This is a genomic window from Natronosalvus rutilus, from assembly GCF_024204665.1.
Classification (GTDB): Archaea; Halobacteriota; Halobacteria; order Halobacteriales; family Natrialbaceae; genus Natronosalvus; species Natronosalvus rutilus.
Window position 1 is genome coordinate 1,311,620 of sequence record NZ_CP100355.1, and the last position, 15,989, is coordinate 1,327,608.

The window sequence follows — 15,989 nt, forward strand, 5'->3', positions numbered from 1 at the left end:
TTGAAACAATTCTGTTGAAATCATCTTTTTTAGCAGTGCGGTGAGGGTGCTAAGCCCCGGTCCCCAACGAGCGACCGAAGGGAGAGAGTAGGGCGGGGTAGCTCACCGCTCCACTTCGTCAACTGTTCTACCAGCCGCTCGGAAGTGAGAGCACGATTCCCAAAAGGGCCAGCGGAATCGCAAAGATCAGCGCGTACCAGAACCCGCCGATGGCCAACAGCGCCCACGTCGCGAGGCCGTAGCCGTTTGGGTCCCAGTCGACACCAACACGCGGTAAGATGAGTGCCCCCAGGATCGGCAGGCCGATCACGTAGGCGACCGACACCAGCAGCGTCACTCCGAGGATTAGCGGGCCCCAGATACCGTTCTCGCCGGCGAGGGCGATCGCCACGTTGACACCGATGACGTAGGGCACCGATCCCGCAAGCCCGTACAGCGGGTAGGTCACCACGAGTGAGTTGGAGGGTGGCAGGTGCTCGAAGAGCGAGCGTATGCGACTCGAGGCGAGCAGGGGCGTCAGGCGACCGTTGCGACGGCGCCGGGGATGAGCAACAGGAGGATGGTGAACAGCCAGCCGAGGAGGCGCTCGAGGACCATAGCGAAAAAGGTGAGTAGCAAAGTAACTATTTTCTGGTTATCATTAATTGGTAATATGGGTCATTAATCCAGAGATAGATGTATTGAGCTGCGCCTCGTGCTGCATTCACGCCCTGTATCGTCAGCGGGACAACGAACTACCGAACTGTTGCCAGAAGGCACGTGCTTTGTCGACTGGAGTCCACCAAGATTATAGACTATCTTCGACGTACTGGTCTTCCCACTGTCGTCGATCTTCGATCTCACGCTGTCCTCGGCGCGTCACAGAGTAAACGTTCGTCCGGCGATCAGCCTCACCTTTCTCGATCAGTCCTTTGTCGACGAGGGTGTCAAGATTTGGATAGAGACGGCCATGGTGGATCTCTTTCTCGTAGTACTTTTCGAGTTCGTCTTTGATCGCGAGTCCATGCGGTTCGTCCAGCCCTGCAGCCACATACAAGAGGTCACGCTGGAACCCAGTCAGGTCGTACATTGCCGATTCTACGTAGAAAGGGCAATTAAATACTCGGAATGCTGAATATATTTGCCACGAACTGATTCAGCGAAAGCCCGGCAGCGTGGTTCGAAAATCAAAGATTTTCGTCATCACGAAAGAGCGAAGCTCTTTCGAACGAAAACGGCCATCGGCCGTGAGCAGCCCGGAACGTGGAGGTGGGTGGGGCGGTGGGGAGTGGGTGATCGGGCACTAAACCTCCAGTCTCAACTCTATCCATAATTTCGACTTTAAAACAGATTATCGAATATCAGGACAGAGCGGAGAACATCTTTCCCAGACAACATGGTGTACAGTACATAATGTAATCAGATTGTCTAGGTTGTTCGCCTGTTCATAGTCGTATCCCTTTTCCTCATGGTAAAACTGACGTCGAGGAACTATATGATGAACATGGAGACCCTGATATGAATTTCGAGCGCATACCTGCGTCTTCAGGCGCAGGTCGAGCGGTAGGCCTGGTGCGACATCCGTTGTCGGTGGCCGGGTCGGATTTCGACCGTAATCGTTTTTGTGTGGCCCTGCGTCCCATGAAGTGCTACGAATACCGTGAGATGCCGGCCCCGAACAGACAAGGGGCGGTGACGAACGCGGTCTGTTCGTCACACGGCGATGACATGGGATTCGATGGGGTCGTTCGAAAATCTTCGATTTTCGTGATCACGAGAGGCTTCGCCTCTCGAACGACCTGGTTGACCGGGCCACAGCCCTATACAGGGAAGAAAACGAGAGTTTCGCCAGAGTGTCTCTGGTTCCCCTTGAGTGCGGGTTGAAACCTCGAACGCCACACTCGGCGGAAATCCGATGGTCGGACTCCACGTCCTTCAGGGCGTGGAGGAGGTCAATAGTCCTCGTTTCGACTGCTCGTCGCTGGTGAAGCGGGAGTATTTGTCCCAACGTTTATTCGGGTTGCCAGCCTGTTACGAACAATGGATGTATTCAGGAAGGCCGGGGAGAAGTTCGAAGAAACGAAACAGTCGTTCATGGAAGGTAAGGAAACGCCGTACGTATGTCGGTCCTGTGAGGAGCCAGTGGACGATGACTATGATCACTGCCCTCACTGTGGCGAGGAGACGGTCGAACCGGTCGAGTGAACTCGCTGAGGGTACTGACTGGATCCTCTGCAATCGCCCCGTCAGTATTGTTGGATAACGGAATGGAGATGCCCCTCGAGAAAGAGTAAAGCGGTAGATCGGTTAGAACGTAATTTCACACACAAGTCACCAAGCCACGCTTATCGGCTGTGGTGACAGTCACACGAACTCGAATACGAATTTAATACGACCTACTCCAGTTACGGGGTATTGAAGTTACTCGAACATGGCCGCTCTATCGCTATCTCCTGAGTGAAGACACCGTGTTTCGATGCTAGCTTCGATGGCATACAATGGCGACAGAAAAACACACTACGCCACCTGCAGAGTCCGCATCGGCGGGACATGAACAAGACACAGATACTGTTTCTGAAACCCCTACTCAACGTGGCTCTGAGCCATCTCTTGATCACAGCGAGCGTCCGCCAGAGAGGTCACACGAGAATATCGCTACAAATGGTCCGCTATCGGAGACGCCTCCTTCACGAACGTATCTCGAAATCCGGCCGTCGACGAACTCATTACATTCCAAAACAGTTTCACAGGCGATGGAGTCGCTGTATAAGCGACTGCAGGACCGATCAGTTACAGGTATCTGGAATTCTCTTCGTGGGCGCTCGAGTGTGCCTCTCATTGAGTGGCTCCTCGTCTCTGATGGCCGATCGGATACGAGTATTCGATATCTGGTGGGAACGACAGAGGATTCATTCCTGGATGATCTCGAGGGGATTTGCCGGACAGTCTTTCCGAACTCGTATGAACTCACGCGGGTCGAGTGGCATCCACGCGACCTCGAGGACTCGATCGAGAATTTCGACGCTACGGTGGACACAGAGCCCGATACCGATACTCGACCCTCGGGTCTGTTCGTTGCAGGCGTCGAGTATCGTGGTCGAGCCCAGTTACGTCGTGACTGGCTCATGCCGTTTCGAACGGTCGACGACCTTGTCGATACCTCCATAGACAACTCTCGAGGGGAACCAGAAAATGCTGGATCACGTCGTGTTCCACTTGCACCGCTCGTCGAAACGCTCTGTGAGAACGACGTACCGATCGTCTATCAGGTGGTGTGTCAGCCAGCAGGCTCGCTCCAGTCGCTTGCAGATGAGTATGGGTTCGATCTCGAGAGCGAGGTCGTTACCATCGGTGATCGAATTGCTGATTTTCTGTTTCCACAGCCAGAGCCAGAAGAGCGTACTAAACCTCGAGTGGTCACACCGGCGTATCGAGCCCGTCTCGAGGCACTCGAGCGCCGTGATCACAGACGCGTCTTTCAGACGTCCGTCCGAGCAGTCGCGTTGACGCGGGGCGACTCGACGAAAACCACTACCGCCGTCCACAATCTATCGGGAGCACTCGGGCATCTCGGTGGGGATTTTCACGAAATTCAAGGTCACGTCGTCACCGACGACGACTTCCACACGGGTCTCACCCCACCCGGTACGCAACTGTATAAGACACTCATCGATCGAACCTGTCTCGAGTCGACGTACGATGATCTCGGGAATCGCTTCCCCTGGACGCCGTATGAGAGTCCTGGAATCGTCGTGTCTGCCTCTGAACTCCCGCTGTTTTGCCTGGTCGACGGAGACGGGCTTACTGCACGCGGTCAGCGAGCCCTCGAGACACGACATTCAGAACGGACGGGGTTACCGCTCCCGCCAGCACACCAACTCACTCGGTACACGGGGACTGGACAGGCGCTGTGCCGTCCGTTGACCGACGATCGCCAGCCGACTGCACAGCGGTTCGTCCTCCCGCCCGACCTACAGGACCGCCATCTGCTCATCGTCGGTGATACTGGCTCTGGGAAATCCGTCCTCACGACTGGGGCCATGCTGTCCAATACGACGGCCACAGCTGGCCCAGAGATCCTGTTCGACTACAAAGGCGGGGGAACGGCCGAAGAATACCTCCAGACGCACTACGCGGCCGCTGGTGGCCTCGATGCCGATACCGTCCAGTACTTCGATCTCACGAAGATGCTCCCTGCGCTCACGCTGTTCGACATCGGCCCACTCCTGGACGCAGGTCTCTCTAGAGAGGAAGCCCGATCACGGATCGCCGGCCACTACGAGGAGATTCTCGCGGGGCTCATGGGCGAAGAGCAGTACTACGGCGCTACTGAGTCGACAAAAGCCATCCGTAATCACCTGCGTGCGTTGTACGACCCCATCCATGGTTTGGATGCGATCTCACACAAGGATCTGTACAGCGCGCTTCAGCGAACGCTGAGCGATCGAACACCGCCGCCGACCTCAGACGAACGTCTCACGGAGTACTTCGCGGGGTTGCTCGAGCGCGATCGCGACGTCTTCAATATGGTCCTTGGTGGGGCCGTTGCTCGAGTCGAGACGATCGCCACCGACGATCGACTGGCGCCGCTGTTCGATTACGTTCACACCGAGTCTGAGGCTGAGCACGGAGACTCAGTCCAGGACCCTGGTCGTGAATTGCGTTTTGACGATGCAACACAGATCGAACCAGAACGTGAATCAGATCAAACTCGAAACCCACACTTCGATTTCATCGATGTTATCGACGATGACTGCGTCGTCATCTTCGATTTCGGTGGCATGGAAGAACGAGTCAAGCGAGCGCTCACGCTCGTCTTACTCTCGAATATGTGGAGTGCGTTGAAAGCCCGCGCTGAAGCCCCGGATACACCTCCGAACCCACCACAGGTCAACCTGTATCTCGAGGAAGCGAAAGACGTTGCAGCGACTCAGTTGGTGGATACGCTGCTCTCCCAGGGTCGGTCCTTCGGTCTCTCGATCATGCTGGGCGTCCAGTTTCCGAGTCAGCTCGATTCGCCCGATCCCTCGAACCAGACGTACGAAGAGGCGCTCAACGAAATCGGCACCCTCGTCGTCGGCAACGTAAGCATCGAAGACGACCTCGCGAAGACGCTGGCGACTGATGACGTCCCACCCCGCAAGGTAGCGCGACGGCTCGCTGCGATTCGTCACGGGGAGTGGCTCATCCGCCCCGCTGCCGAATTCGGCGCCCCACCTGCACGGCCGTTTCTTGGCCGTTCGTTAGCTCCACCACGCGGCCATCCAGCGAGCGATGAGCCACTAACGGGCGAGCAAAAACGAGCCTTCGACGCGGCCTTCGAGTCCATCACTCTCGAGACCTGGAGACGTTCGGGGCTCGGTCACGAATCAGAACCGACACAGGCTGTTCACACCGACTCATCAGACGATTCTGATGGAGACGAACCAGCGCACAGTGAATCGTCGCTCCGCGTCGACTCGCTCTTGCCGCATACGAAGCGATTTCCTGACTGTGTGGTCTACGACGAAGCGATCGACGCACTCTGTTGTGGGGCCTGTGAGAATCGCTACGATCCAACGATCGAGGGGATGAAGCGAGCGATCGAGTGCTGTCACTCCCTCGAGGGCGTCGATGCCGACGATATTCCGGTCTGTGAAATCAATCTCAAACTCACGCCAGCCGAACGCGAAGCCTCCGAGTGGAGTGATCGACAACTCCTGTTCTTACAGGCGGTCTACAACGCCCAGCAGCTGCGATACGATCCCCTCGAGTACGACATCCTCTCTGATTCGATGCTCAGGCTCCAGGAGTACGTCGGCATCGATAACGACGACGTCACACCACTACTCGAGGCGGATGTCCTTCGTCACGATACCGATCATCCACACCGGCTCTATACTGTTTCGTCGGACGGTCGGGCTGCCATCGGTGAGAGCTATCGACGCGGCGTCGACTATGGCCACGGCGTTGGCGACCTCGAAGAGTCCAGCCAGCACGTCCTCGGCATCGAGGTCACTCGCCAGTATCTGGAAGCGGCGTACGCCCAGAGTGCTGACTCGAGTGTTATGGAGGTGATTCCATACTACGACCTCGACGATCAACATCGACTCGACCTCGCAGGTATCGACGCCGATGGTGAGATCGTCGTCACTGCCGAAGTCGAACGGATCAACAACGATTATCATAGGGCCGTTCCCGAAGACTTCGATAAGATGGCTTCGTGTGAGCCTGAGGAAGCTATCTGGGTCGTTATGAAACAGGTCGATGGTCACAAGGTGCTTTCTGCGCTCAACGATCCTTTAGTGGGTGAGCCTCGCGTCGAGAAAACCTACGCCAAGACGACGCCACCCCAGCAGTTCCGCATCGATACTCCAGGGATGACCGCTATCTACCCTGCAGATTGGCTTCGAGAGCAGTTTTAACTGGATTAGGCGCTAAGTATCCTTCCTCAAGGAGCAACGCAGGGAGCGAGTAGGGTGGGGTAGTTCACACAGACCGTTTGGCGGCAGGGTCTAGTGAAAGAAGGTGTCCAGAATGGCGTATTTTGAGGGGAACAATTTATAATTTAGCCCCGTCTAATACCCATTATGATCTTGAGCGATAGCATGGAGGACTATCTCAAGGCGATCTATATTCTTCAGTCGGAAACGGCTGGCGCAGTCTCTACTTCTGATTTAGCGACATACCTCAGCGTAAAACCGCCAACTGCGACAAGCATGATCAAGAAATTGGCTGACCATGGTCTCGTCGAACACGAACCGTACCACGGCGTACAACTGACGAAAACCGGTGAGCCAATCGCACTCGAAGTCATTCGTCATCATCGTCTCTTAGAGCGGTATCTTGCTGACCATCTCGAATACGATTGGAGTGAGGTTCACGAGGAAGCGGATCGACTCGAACACCACATCAGCGATCAGTTTGCCGAGCGACTCACCGAACTTCTCGGTGAACCAACGACAGACCCACACGGCGATCCGATACCTGGGCCGGAGCTTTCGGTCCCGGATATCGATCAGTCACGCAGGCTCATAGAACATGCAGTAGGCGATCGAGTACTGGTTACACGGGTGAGCGACCAAGACAAAGAGACGCTTTCGTATCTGACTAAAATAGGGATCAGACCTGGAATCCAGGCCACAATCACCGAGATCGCCCCGTTCGGTATGATCACACTTCAATTGAATAATCACACAGAGTCCGTTTCGGTCCCAAAAGAGGTAGCCCGCTCAATTCGTGTCCGTCCTGTAGATGAATAAACAGCGTGACGAATTCTCTCTCTTTATTAGATTAGACGAAGACTAAGTTTAGAACGGTCAAAACTATGGGTGAGTGGGTGCAATCATCTAGCAATGACCGAACCACGATTGGGGAAATGGAGGGGCGAATGCCCTCTGTAGACTACGGGACAGCCGAAGAGGTAACGCGAACACTCGAACGACGACTGGTTGAGCGACTCCAGTCAGATGTAACCGCCACGCGACGCTCCGTCCTCGGCGGTATTGGGGTCGCTGGCAGCGCTGCGTTTGGCGTCGGTCGAAGCGCACTGAGCAGTGGAGGGGACGATGATCACGATGGGCACGGCGGACACGGAGTCGTCGGCGAATTTGAGGACGCTGACTTCGACCCACACGAATACCTCACGGCGTTCAATACGGGACAAAACGGCCAGGAGAACGTTCAACAAGATGCTTACGAGGAGGACGGACGAACTGTACGAGAGTTCGAACTCACGGCTGTCGATGTTCCGATTACCATTGCGCCCGGGATCGAGTTCGACGCGTGGGCGTTCAACGGGCAGGTTCCTGGGCCTACGCTTCGAGTCGTTGAAGGCGATCTCATTCGGGTGAAGTTCGCCAATGGAAGTCGCCACGCCCATACGATCCACCCGCACCTTCGAAATCTCGATCCGACGATGGACGGTGTACCCCAGAACGGCCCTGGGGCACTCGAACCGGGTGAATCGTTCACCTATGAATGGATCGCCCAGCCAACGGGGATGCACTTCTATCACTGCCACGCAATGCCGCTGAAAGAACACATCCACCGCGGCCTCTACGGGACGATCATCGTCGAAGTGGAGCCGACGGTCAAGTACCGAGCGCACCCTGAAACTGAAGAAGACAAAGAGTCAGCACTCTATCAAATCAATCTCAACCGGGAAGTCTACAACCATGCGCTCACCCAGTACTACAACCCGGCTCCCGAACACGACAAACCAACGTACACAACCCTACAAAACAAGCTTCCTGAGTGGAAGCGCGAATTCCCCAAGTGGGTCGAAGCGCATTCGAAAGCCCTGCAAATGGCAGTGCGGCGCATCTACTGGGCGAGAGACGCACTCGACGAACTCGAAACGCGAGGGCATAACGTGGGTGGCTTGACGTGGAAGCGGCCACACGATTTCCGTAGTGTCACGTACAACCAATCCGGCTTTGACGTGGATAGTAACACGGGCCGGGATGGACATGCGACGCTGGAACTCTCGAAAATCGGCACCTTCGACATCGAATATCACCGTCCACTTCCCGACGACGCCAACATCAAACAGGTCATTCTCAAGCAGGAGAAATCGGGAAAATGGTTTGTCAGTATCGTCCTCGATACGGAACCAGAGTATCCAGAGCCACCCGAGCCCTCGACCATTGACGTCGAGGACACGGTGGGCATCGACCTTGGCATCCTCGCGTTCACGCACGACTCGGACGGAATCGCTGTGACGCCGCCAGAGTTCAGCGAGGACATCAAACGCATTGACAAGCGCCACCGCGAACTCTCAGGCAAAGACCACGGGTCGAACAACTGGGAGAAAGCGCGGCGGCGACTCGCCGAAGCATACGAAGACTTGCAAAACAAGTTCAAGGACTTCCGCGAGAAACTCGCTCGGGCATACACCCGCGAGTTCGACGCCGTGTTTCTCGAAGACCTGAATACCCGAGGATTACTCCGCTTGTCATCGAACTGGCGAAACATCGCATTGATGTCATGGTATGAGACGATTCAAACGTTCAAACGCCACGGCCGAAAGAACGGCTGTCACGTTATCACCGTGCCTCCTGAGGGGACGACGAAGCGCTGTGCAAAGTGTAGCGTGGAGACCGCGAAGCCACTGTGGGTACGTGAACACTCGTGCCCAGCGTGCGGATTCGAGGCCGACCGCGATAGGAACGCGGCGTTTGAAGTGCAGAAGTTGGGGTTGAAGGAGTTGGGGGTCGACTATTCTCTTGACGTCCTGTTAGGGCTGGGAGAGTCCGAATCAACGCCTGCGGAGACTGCAACCGCTGTGGATACCCGTGAGGTATCTGCAAGTCGCGTCGTAGAAACAGGAAGCCTGCCGTCGCGAAACGCAGGACGCCCCGCGTCACCGCACGCGGGGTAAACTTCACGCAGTTATGCTGAATACAGAGCGCGAATCGGTCACTCCTCGTTCAGTGAGAAGCGGCGATACAGATTGGTCGATACAACCTGTGGAGAGTATGGCCGCTCAGTCGTCAAGATATGGTTTCTCAACATGTGGGTCGCCCCCAATAAGCGTCGTCAGCCACCGAGTGACGGTATCGAACAACGCAACGAGTGGACCCAGTGCGCGTTCGACGTACGAAATCGGGCGGGCGACGCGGAGACTCCAGGACTCTGCATGGCCGAGCCCGTACGATTTCGGCACGATTTCTCCGAAGACGAGGATTAGAACGCTGACGCTGAGTGTTGCTATTACGACGGCGAACCCAGGGGGAACGAACCGTGCAACAAGAAGTGTGATGATGCTGGTGATGGCGATGTTAACGAGGTTGTTCCCGACCAGCAGTGTGACGAGGAGTCGATGCGGGTTCGCACGGAGTTGTTGGAGTGTACGACTATCTCGTGTACTGTCTTCGGGAGTAGTCTCCACCCATTCATCCGGGAGCGAAAAGATCGCTGACTCACTGCTGGAAAAGAATGCACTCAATGACAATAGAATCACGACTGCGATAAGGGACGGTACCAAGAACAAGTATGTACTCATGTTTGGCTCATACAAAGGTAGGTGTATGAATACCGGTGGTTGGTTTGCAAGCGTAGTGAGCGGGTGGTCCAACTTTCTCAACGTGAAACAAACACAGCAATCGTGCTGTACCCTCTGTATTCAGCACGCGCCTTCTGACAGAATCTGAGCAGGACGGTCAGCAACTGCTGGATAGTAGGCATCTATCGTTCATCAGCGGACTGATCCCTAGCACACTGTTTCCCTAGTCAAATAGGCATCTTGTTCAACCCCTGCAGATGTTTCACGGAGTGGCGTTATGTGACTGGTTCTCATAGTAGAATTGAGGTTAACTAACCCATGGCGGACAGCACATTGCCAGACCTGCAAATGCTCTCACTACAATCGATGTCTGGTAACCCATTGAGGAGTCATCATGCCTGACACCACACAATCCCTTACCGAACTGCTCGAGTATCCACTGCTTCAGGCCATTTTCGGGCGACGGTCCCGTCGGTTCGGTCGTGGCCTGTCGATCCCCTCGGGGCCGCTGGCGTTCGAATCGGACGCTGACCCGCTTCCATTATCCGACCTCGAGCAATCGGTCCTCGTCGCTGCCGGAATCGGGGTGAGCGGGTGGCACTACGGGATTCCGTTCGGCCCGCATCGGCCGGACGAACACACCGATTTCTCGGTCCGATTGACCGGTCGAACGGCACCGACGGCGGCCGGGATCGGCACACCGGTCCTGTTCTATACCGACGACGACGGCACATACCTAACGAACACCCGGAGCGTCGAACCGAGCCGACTCCGCGAGGCAATGGACCTCGAAGACGACGCTGGACGCATTATGGCAGTGGCCAGAGCGCACACTGAGAAACTCGACGACGAGCGGGTGGACATCCCCGCCGAGTCCGGCCACATGCTCGAACCGAACCACTGGTGGACCAACACGCCGGGGTCGACGCTGTTCATGCCCGTCGGCGATGCCAGCGAAGAGATGCTGGCGCTCCTCTGTCTTTTCGTCGAGAACGGCTACGTGATCATGGATGACGAGATCGGTGAACCGGCCGGCGACCTCGGGCCGTACATCGAATTGGGGTTGTTGGACGCCGATAAGGCGTTCCCGCTGTCCTTCCTCGAACGCGCCACTCTGGAACAGAACTGTGCCGAGCTGGCGTTCATGGCACACAACATGGTGCTTACGATGCAGGCGATGGGACTTGGCGGATTGTATTTTGCGGGGATCAACGAACTGAGCCTGTTCGGTGCCCCGATGCGTGACGATCTCGACGGGCTCGGGTTCCGGTTCGTCGACAATGAGGACTGGACTGTACCGAACCCAGTGGGCCTCGACGACCGGTACGAGGGCCTCTGTCCACCCTACTATCCGGACATGCACGCGGCGGTCGACGAACTCGTCGAGCGAAAGTTCGGCCCGGGCGGCACCTACGACCCGGCGACGCCTGGTCCGTGGGAGGACAGCGAGGCGGTGAAGCGCTCTATCGAGCCATACGACGACGAGACGGTCGAGTGCCTCGGCGAAATCGCCCAGTACGTCTACGACAAACACGGGAAGTTCCCGGGGACAGTGCCGACGATGGTGCTGCCCGGTTGCGTCCAGGCACACCATATTGATACGAACTACTACGACGCGCATTTCAAAGCCGGTGTGTACCTCGATACCCACGCCGAGCACATGCAGCGATGGCACGAAGAGGAAAGCCCGTCTTGATCGCCTCTCACATTCGGGAACGATTACCCGGAGGACGTTATCGCAGGCATGTCTACTCTATATCCAGCACGCCTGTCCTGGTGGCAACTTAGTAGGTAATTCAGACGCTGCTGAATACAGGGCACGAATGTCGCACGAGATGAAAGTCGATCTCCGAAAGTCGGGGATCGCTCAGTACAGGGCGAGAATGTTGTACGAGATTCAATTCGGGTTTCGAAGGTGGTGATCGCTCAGAACAGAGGAGGTACGTATTAGAGACAGGAATGCCCGATTGGCGAGGCGCGGGGTGATTGGGGCGTATTCATCAGCGACGTATGCGTCCCAGTATCCGGCTTCGAACGTCATCGGCGGAAACGTACGTTTGGTTGTCGGTTGGGCCAAGCACTTCATCAAGGGATTCCCATCCATCCTGCGTTTCGATTTCATAGTCGCCATAGGCCTCGATCAAGTCATCCGTCGTGGTTGGATAGTCATGGGTTTCGAGTGCTTCATCAAGGTCATCAAGCTGCTCAACAGTGTCGTTGCGTATCGGTTCGGCCTCATCGGCCCGGGTACGTGCTTCCTCAACTTCTCGCTCTTGCTGGCGTCGCTCTTCGTCATCTGCTTGTTTGTCCTGGCCCTGTTTGTCATCTGCCATCGCGTGCAATAGGGGATCGATTCGGATAACGGTGTGGTCGCTCATCGGTGCGACCGCCTCTACAGACCTCTCCTGGGATCGGTACATTCGTATCCATGTGAGTCGGTTGGTTCTGCCCAGTGTGGAGAACTAAACAAGGTCGATGGGCTGACTATATCCTCTGTATTCAGCAGACAACTCTTGTTATCTACTGAGGGTTACAACAAAACGTGCTAATCGCGTTTCAAATAACTCATAATCGGGTTCTGCGTCCGGAAGAATAGGTTTGGTCTCTCTTCGAAGGCCGATTATGAAGATAGTCTAGGAACGGTTTCACGATAAGAATCTCCCCTCGAGCGTATGACTTTTGTCCTAATCGTCGAATAAGGGGCTTCTCGAGGCGGTTAGGGAGCATTCGCGTATGTTTTAGTGAATGCCGAGACTGATGGACGAGCGAGGTCCATTTCGTGATCGGTACTCGCTGGGTAGCTGCAGGGCTCAAGGCGTCAAACGTGCATAATCGGTTCGAGACGCACTCTCGGGTGCGTTTACCTTCTCGAGAGGGGTTTCGGTCCGATCGGTAATTCCAGTGTTGTCTAGCACCCCAAAACCGATAGCAGGGAACCGATTATGAACTTTTGAATTGGAAACTGGACGGCCACGCGTTCGACTCGAGTGGGTGAGTGAGATCCCTGCAGAGAAGGCTCCAAACCAGCGAATTCATTTTCGTGGATTGGATCTGAGACGCTCTTCGTAACGTTTCTTTTCCGGGTAAGCGCTAACCCGGAAAACGCAAGAGGGAAACCGATTATGAACTTTTGAGAGCGTGATTTCTCCGCTTTTCGGACCACTCTCTTTCTCTTGGTCATGCCTGTTACTGCCCTGGACGCTATCTCGAGCGATAATCGCCTAACTCCAGTATCTCTTCCTAGGTTCGTCCAGAGGCCACCTCTACACACATCTTCCGGACAGCTGTCGTGGTTATGACCACCGAGTGTTCTGGCCCATGCGATCGTCAAAGCGGTCGTCCCTTCTATGAACCTCTTCGTTCGTCAACGAGCCATAATTCGTGGACATCCTATACTCGGCTTCTAGTTGAGAAGCTCTACCCACCCAGACCTTACTCGAGTGCCTTCTGGCGGGAACGAAAAGGTCATCACACGCGACACTCACATTCGGTCCAATGGTTGACGACGACCGCGTCGCTATCCACGAGGCGACTACCGGATTCCTCGAGGATCGCGACGACGGTGAGCAGGCGCTCGAGACCGTTCTCGAGGTGGATTCGCGGCTCGAGACCTGGACGTTCAAGGACGTCGAGGTGGACTCTGGAACCTTCGGCGAATTGGTTTCGCGCGGGATTGTCGAAAAGGCCGATGGCGAGTACCATGTTGCCGACTGTGAAGCCGTCCAGGCGGCGCTCACTGGCGAGGACGTGACGGCTGGAGGTGGGCCTGCGTTACCTGATCTCGAGAACTGGTCGCCGACACTGGGCGTCTGGGGCGACATCCGAGCGCTCGCGGGACTCGTCGGTGCGCTGTGTTTCCTGTTCGCGATGCGGCTGACGCAGTACGGGTCAGTATTCCAGGGAGAGGATGTGGTGTCGCCAGGGAACGATCCGTACTACTATCGCTACTGGATGGACGAATTGCTGTCACAGTCGACGAACCCGGGTGATTTCGGGTTACTTGCCGAGATGCCCCAGGGAGCGATCAGAGACCGTCCACTCACTCACGCCCTCAACTGGTGGTTCGCGGCGTTGCTCGGTGGCGATCAGGCGGCCGCCGATACCGTGGCCGCCTGGCTCCCCGTCGTTGCGACGCTGGCGCTGGGCGTCGTCGTATACGCCCTGGCCGTCGTCGTCACGCGTGACCCCCGTGTGGGCATCGCGTCGGTGGTATTGCTGGCAGTCGCGCCCGTTCACGCGGTGTACACGCAGGTCGGATTTCTCGAGCACCGCCTCCATCAGTACTTCTGGCTCGGCGTGACGCTGCTGGCGCTAGCCTGGCTCGCGATGGATCTGACGCGCCGACGTGAGCAGGCAGGGACACGTGAGGCGATTCGCGGACATCTCCGTTCACCGATCACGTGGGTCTGGGCGCTCATGCTGGGGTTCACGCTGGGGATTTCGGCCCACCTCTGGGGTGGGTCATCGCTACTGTTCATGCCGCTGGCGGCGTACATCGGGCTAAAGGCAGCGCTTGATGCCCGTGACGGGGTCTCGCCGACGCTCGCCAACCTGCCGCTGCTTGTTGGACTGGGGTTAGGGAGCACGCTGTCGGCGTGGCTGTACGTCGCCTGGGACTGGCAGATGGGGTTTGTGGCGTTCACCCCGGCAATGGTGCTCGGTGGCGCCCTCTGTGTGTTCTTGCTTGGAGAACTATGGCGAACTCTCGAGTTCCACGTGGGCGGACTGGTCGTTCTCGAGGCCGCCCTCACTGGGCTCGGAATCTACCTGTTTCGGCAGTTTCGACCCGCCGACTGGGCGGACGCGCAGACACGAGCCGACGACCTGTTGCTCCGCGAGGGATATACGGAGTCGGTGTCGCTGTTCACACCGGAGTACATGGTGCTCTTTGGCCCGCTGGTCCAGCTCGGGATCAGTTTCTACCTCGGCGTGGCCGTCATGGGCTGGGCGATCTGGCTTCTCACGCGTCGGTACGAGCCGGCCTGGTTGTTACTCACGGTGTACGCCGCCGTGTTGATGGTGCTCGCCGGCATCCAGATTCGCTTTGCCGCCCAGTTCATGATCCCCATCGCCGTATTGGGCGGGCTGGGTTTCGTCTACTTGCTGTCGGCGATCGACCTTTCTCGACGGCCGGTCCCGTTCCGGTCGACCGAGGACCGACGTGTCGCTGCTGATGGCGGTGAGAAACTGTCGTTCCCCGAACGTCAGAAGGTGGTGTACCTCCTCGGAATCGGCGTGCTCGTCTGCGGAATGGGCCTGCTCTTCGTGCCCGGTCTGTCGGGCCAGATCGCTTACAGTGAATCCGAGCATGCGGCCACCCAGGCCATCGACGACCATGCGACCGAGTGGAACCGGACCTACCCCGAGAACTTCGTCCTGAGTGCGTGGGGCGAAAACCGCATGTACAACTACTTCGTCAGTGGTGAATCGGAGAGATACGGTTACGCACGGTCGAACTTCGGGGAGTTCCGGTCCAGCGACGACCCCGATGGCTACTATGGCCAGTTCGAGGGCCGAGTCGGGTACGTCATTCTAACCGACCTCGAACGTGATGTGACCACCGACACCGCCCAGCGCCAACTGCTCGGGGGACTCGGTACCGGTGGTGAAGGCGAACCGCTCGCACACTATCAGCTCTTGTACGCCGACGAAGATCGATCGACAGTCGCTTTCGCCGTTGTTCCAGGAGCGACGATTAATGCGACTGGGGAGTCTGGCGAGACGGTGGCCGTATCGACTGAGGTCAACGTTTTCGGCGAGTCGTTCACCTACGAAACCGAGGGGAAGGTTGGGAATAACGGTAGGCTCGAGGTGACCGTTCCCTACGCAGGGGAATACACGCTTGGAGAACGGACGGTAACCGTGAACGAGGGTGACGTGATTAATGGAAGAGAAGTCGTCCTCGAGGGGTGATACTCTTCTGTCTTAGATATGTGAGAGGTCTCGCCAGTGTTCTATTCCCAGTAATCTACGGCGAAGATCCACGACTTCAATTGCCGGTAACTGACATTTGTCCCTAGCCTGG

Annotated in this window: 11 protein-coding genes; 6 read left to right on the forward strand and 5 right to left on the reverse strand. The window is 56.7% G+C overall.

Features of this window, described 5'->3' with window-relative positions; all coding sequences use genetic code 11:
* Positions 1-127: 127 nt before the first annotated feature.
* The 3 genes from NGM29_RS06320 to NGM29_RS06330 form a co-directional block, all read right to left on the reverse strand.
* On the reverse strand, positions 128-520 hold the full coding sequence (locus NGM29_RS06320) for a DUF8162 family protein (RefSeq protein WP_484549578.1): 393 nt from the start codon (positions 518-520) through the stop codon (positions 128-130).
* Between the two features lie 267 nt (positions 521-787).
* Positions 788-1,069 (reverse strand): PadR family transcriptional regulator, encoded by a 282-nt coding sequence (locus tag NGM29_RS06325; protein ID WP_254159589.1) that lies wholly within the window; start codon positions 1,067-1,069, stop codon positions 788-790.
* Between the two features lie 261 nt (positions 1,070-1,330).
* On the reverse strand, positions 1,331-1,696 hold the full coding sequence (locus NGM29_RS06330) for an HNH endonuclease signature motif containing protein (protein WP_254159590.1): 366 nt from the start codon (positions 1,694-1,696) through the stop codon (positions 1,331-1,333).
* A 323-nt stretch (positions 1,697-2,019) separates the two neighbouring features.
* Here NGM29_RS06330 and NGM29_RS06335 point away from each other — a divergent pair, with 323 nt between their 5' ends.
* From NGM29_RS06335 to NGM29_RS06350, 4 genes are all read left to right on the forward strand, one after another.
* Positions 2,020-2,184, forward strand: coding sequence for a hypothetical protein (locus NGM29_RS06335; protein ID WP_254159591.1), 165 nt, complete (start codon positions 2,020-2,022; stop codon positions 2,182-2,184).
* Positions 2,185-3,104: 920 nt separating this feature from the next.
* Positions 3,105-6,383, forward strand: a complete 3,279-nt coding sequence (locus NGM29_RS06340) for an ATP-binding protein (protein ID WP_254159592.1) — start codon at positions 3,105-3,107, stop codon at positions 6,381-6,383.
* Positions 6,384-6,551: 168 nt separating this feature from the next.
* Complete coding sequence (locus NGM29_RS06345; protein ID WP_425499252.1) at positions 6,552-7,220, forward strand: metal-dependent transcriptional regulator; 669 nt, start codon at positions 6,552-6,554, stop codon at positions 7,218-7,220.
* Positions 7,221-7,336: 116 nt separating this feature from the next.
* Positions 7,337-9,340: an RNA-guided endonuclease TnpB family protein gene (locus NGM29_RS06350; protein WP_254159595.1), complete on the forward strand. Its 2,004-nt coding sequence runs from the start codon at positions 7,337-7,339 to the stop codon at positions 9,338-9,340.
* Positions 9,341-9,445: 105 nt separating this feature from the next.
* Here NGM29_RS06350 and NGM29_RS06355 read toward each other — a convergent pair whose 3' ends face one another.
* Positions 9,446-9,964 (reverse strand): DUF21 domain-containing protein, encoded by a 519-nt coding sequence (locus tag NGM29_RS06355; protein ID WP_254159596.1) that lies wholly within the window; start codon positions 9,962-9,964, stop codon positions 9,446-9,448.
* Between the two features lie 394 nt (positions 9,965-10,358).
* Here NGM29_RS06355 and NGM29_RS06360 point away from each other — a divergent pair, with 394 nt between their 5' ends.
* Positions 10,359-11,660 (forward strand): hypothetical protein, encoded by a 1,302-nt coding sequence (locus tag NGM29_RS06360; RefSeq protein WP_254159597.1) that lies wholly within the window; start codon positions 10,359-10,361, stop codon positions 11,658-11,660.
* 304 nt (positions 11,661-11,964) lie between these two features.
* Here NGM29_RS06360 and NGM29_RS06365 read toward each other — a convergent pair whose 3' ends face one another.
* Positions 11,965-12,297, reverse strand: coding sequence for a DUF5789 family protein (locus NGM29_RS06365; RefSeq protein ID WP_254159598.1), 333 nt, complete (start codon positions 12,295-12,297; stop codon positions 11,965-11,967).
* Positions 12,298-13,459: 1,162 nt separating this feature from the next.
* Here NGM29_RS06365 and NGM29_RS06370 point away from each other — a divergent pair.
* Positions 13,460-15,877 carry an MFS transporter gene (locus tag NGM29_RS06370; RefSeq protein WP_254159599.1) on the forward strand — a complete coding sequence of 806 codons (2,418 nt, stop codon included), beginning with the start codon at positions 13,460-13,462 and terminating at the stop codon, positions 15,875-15,877.
* Positions 15,878-15,989: the final 112 nt, after the last annotated feature.

Excerpts from the sequence above, each read along its gene's own strand:
- NGM29_RS06335 (WP_254159591.1), top strand. The coding sequence starts at position 2,020 with ATGGATGTATTCAGGAAGGCCGGGGAGAAGTTCGAAGAAACGAAACAG.
- NGM29_RS06350 (WP_254159595.1), top strand. The coding sequence starts at position 7,337 with ATGGAGGGGCGAATGCCCTCTGTAGACTACGGGACAGCCGAAGAGGTA.
- NGM29_RS06360 (WP_254159597.1), top strand. The coding sequence starts at position 10,359 with ATGCCTGACACCACACAATCCCTTACCGAACTGCTCGAGTATCCACTG.
- NGM29_RS06355 (WP_254159596.1), bottom strand. The coding sequence starts at position 9,964 with ATGAGTACATACTTGTTCTTGGTACCGTCCCTTATCGCAGTCGTGATT.
- NGM29_RS06365 (WP_254159598.1), bottom strand. The coding sequence starts at position 12,297 with ATGGCAGATGACAAACAGGGCCAGGACAAACAAGCAGATGACGAAGAG.
- NGM29_RS06340 (WP_254159592.1), top strand. The coding sequence starts at position 3,105 with ATGCCGTTTCGAACGGTCGACGACCTTGTCGATACCTCCATAGACAAC.
- NGM29_RS06325 (WP_254159589.1), bottom strand. The coding sequence starts at position 1,069 with ATGTACGACCTGACTGGGTTCCAGCGTGACCTCTTGTATGTGGCTGCA.
- NGM29_RS06370 (WP_254159599.1), top strand. The coding sequence starts at position 13,460 with ATGGTTGACGACGACCGCGTCGCTATCCACGAGGCGACTACCGGATTC.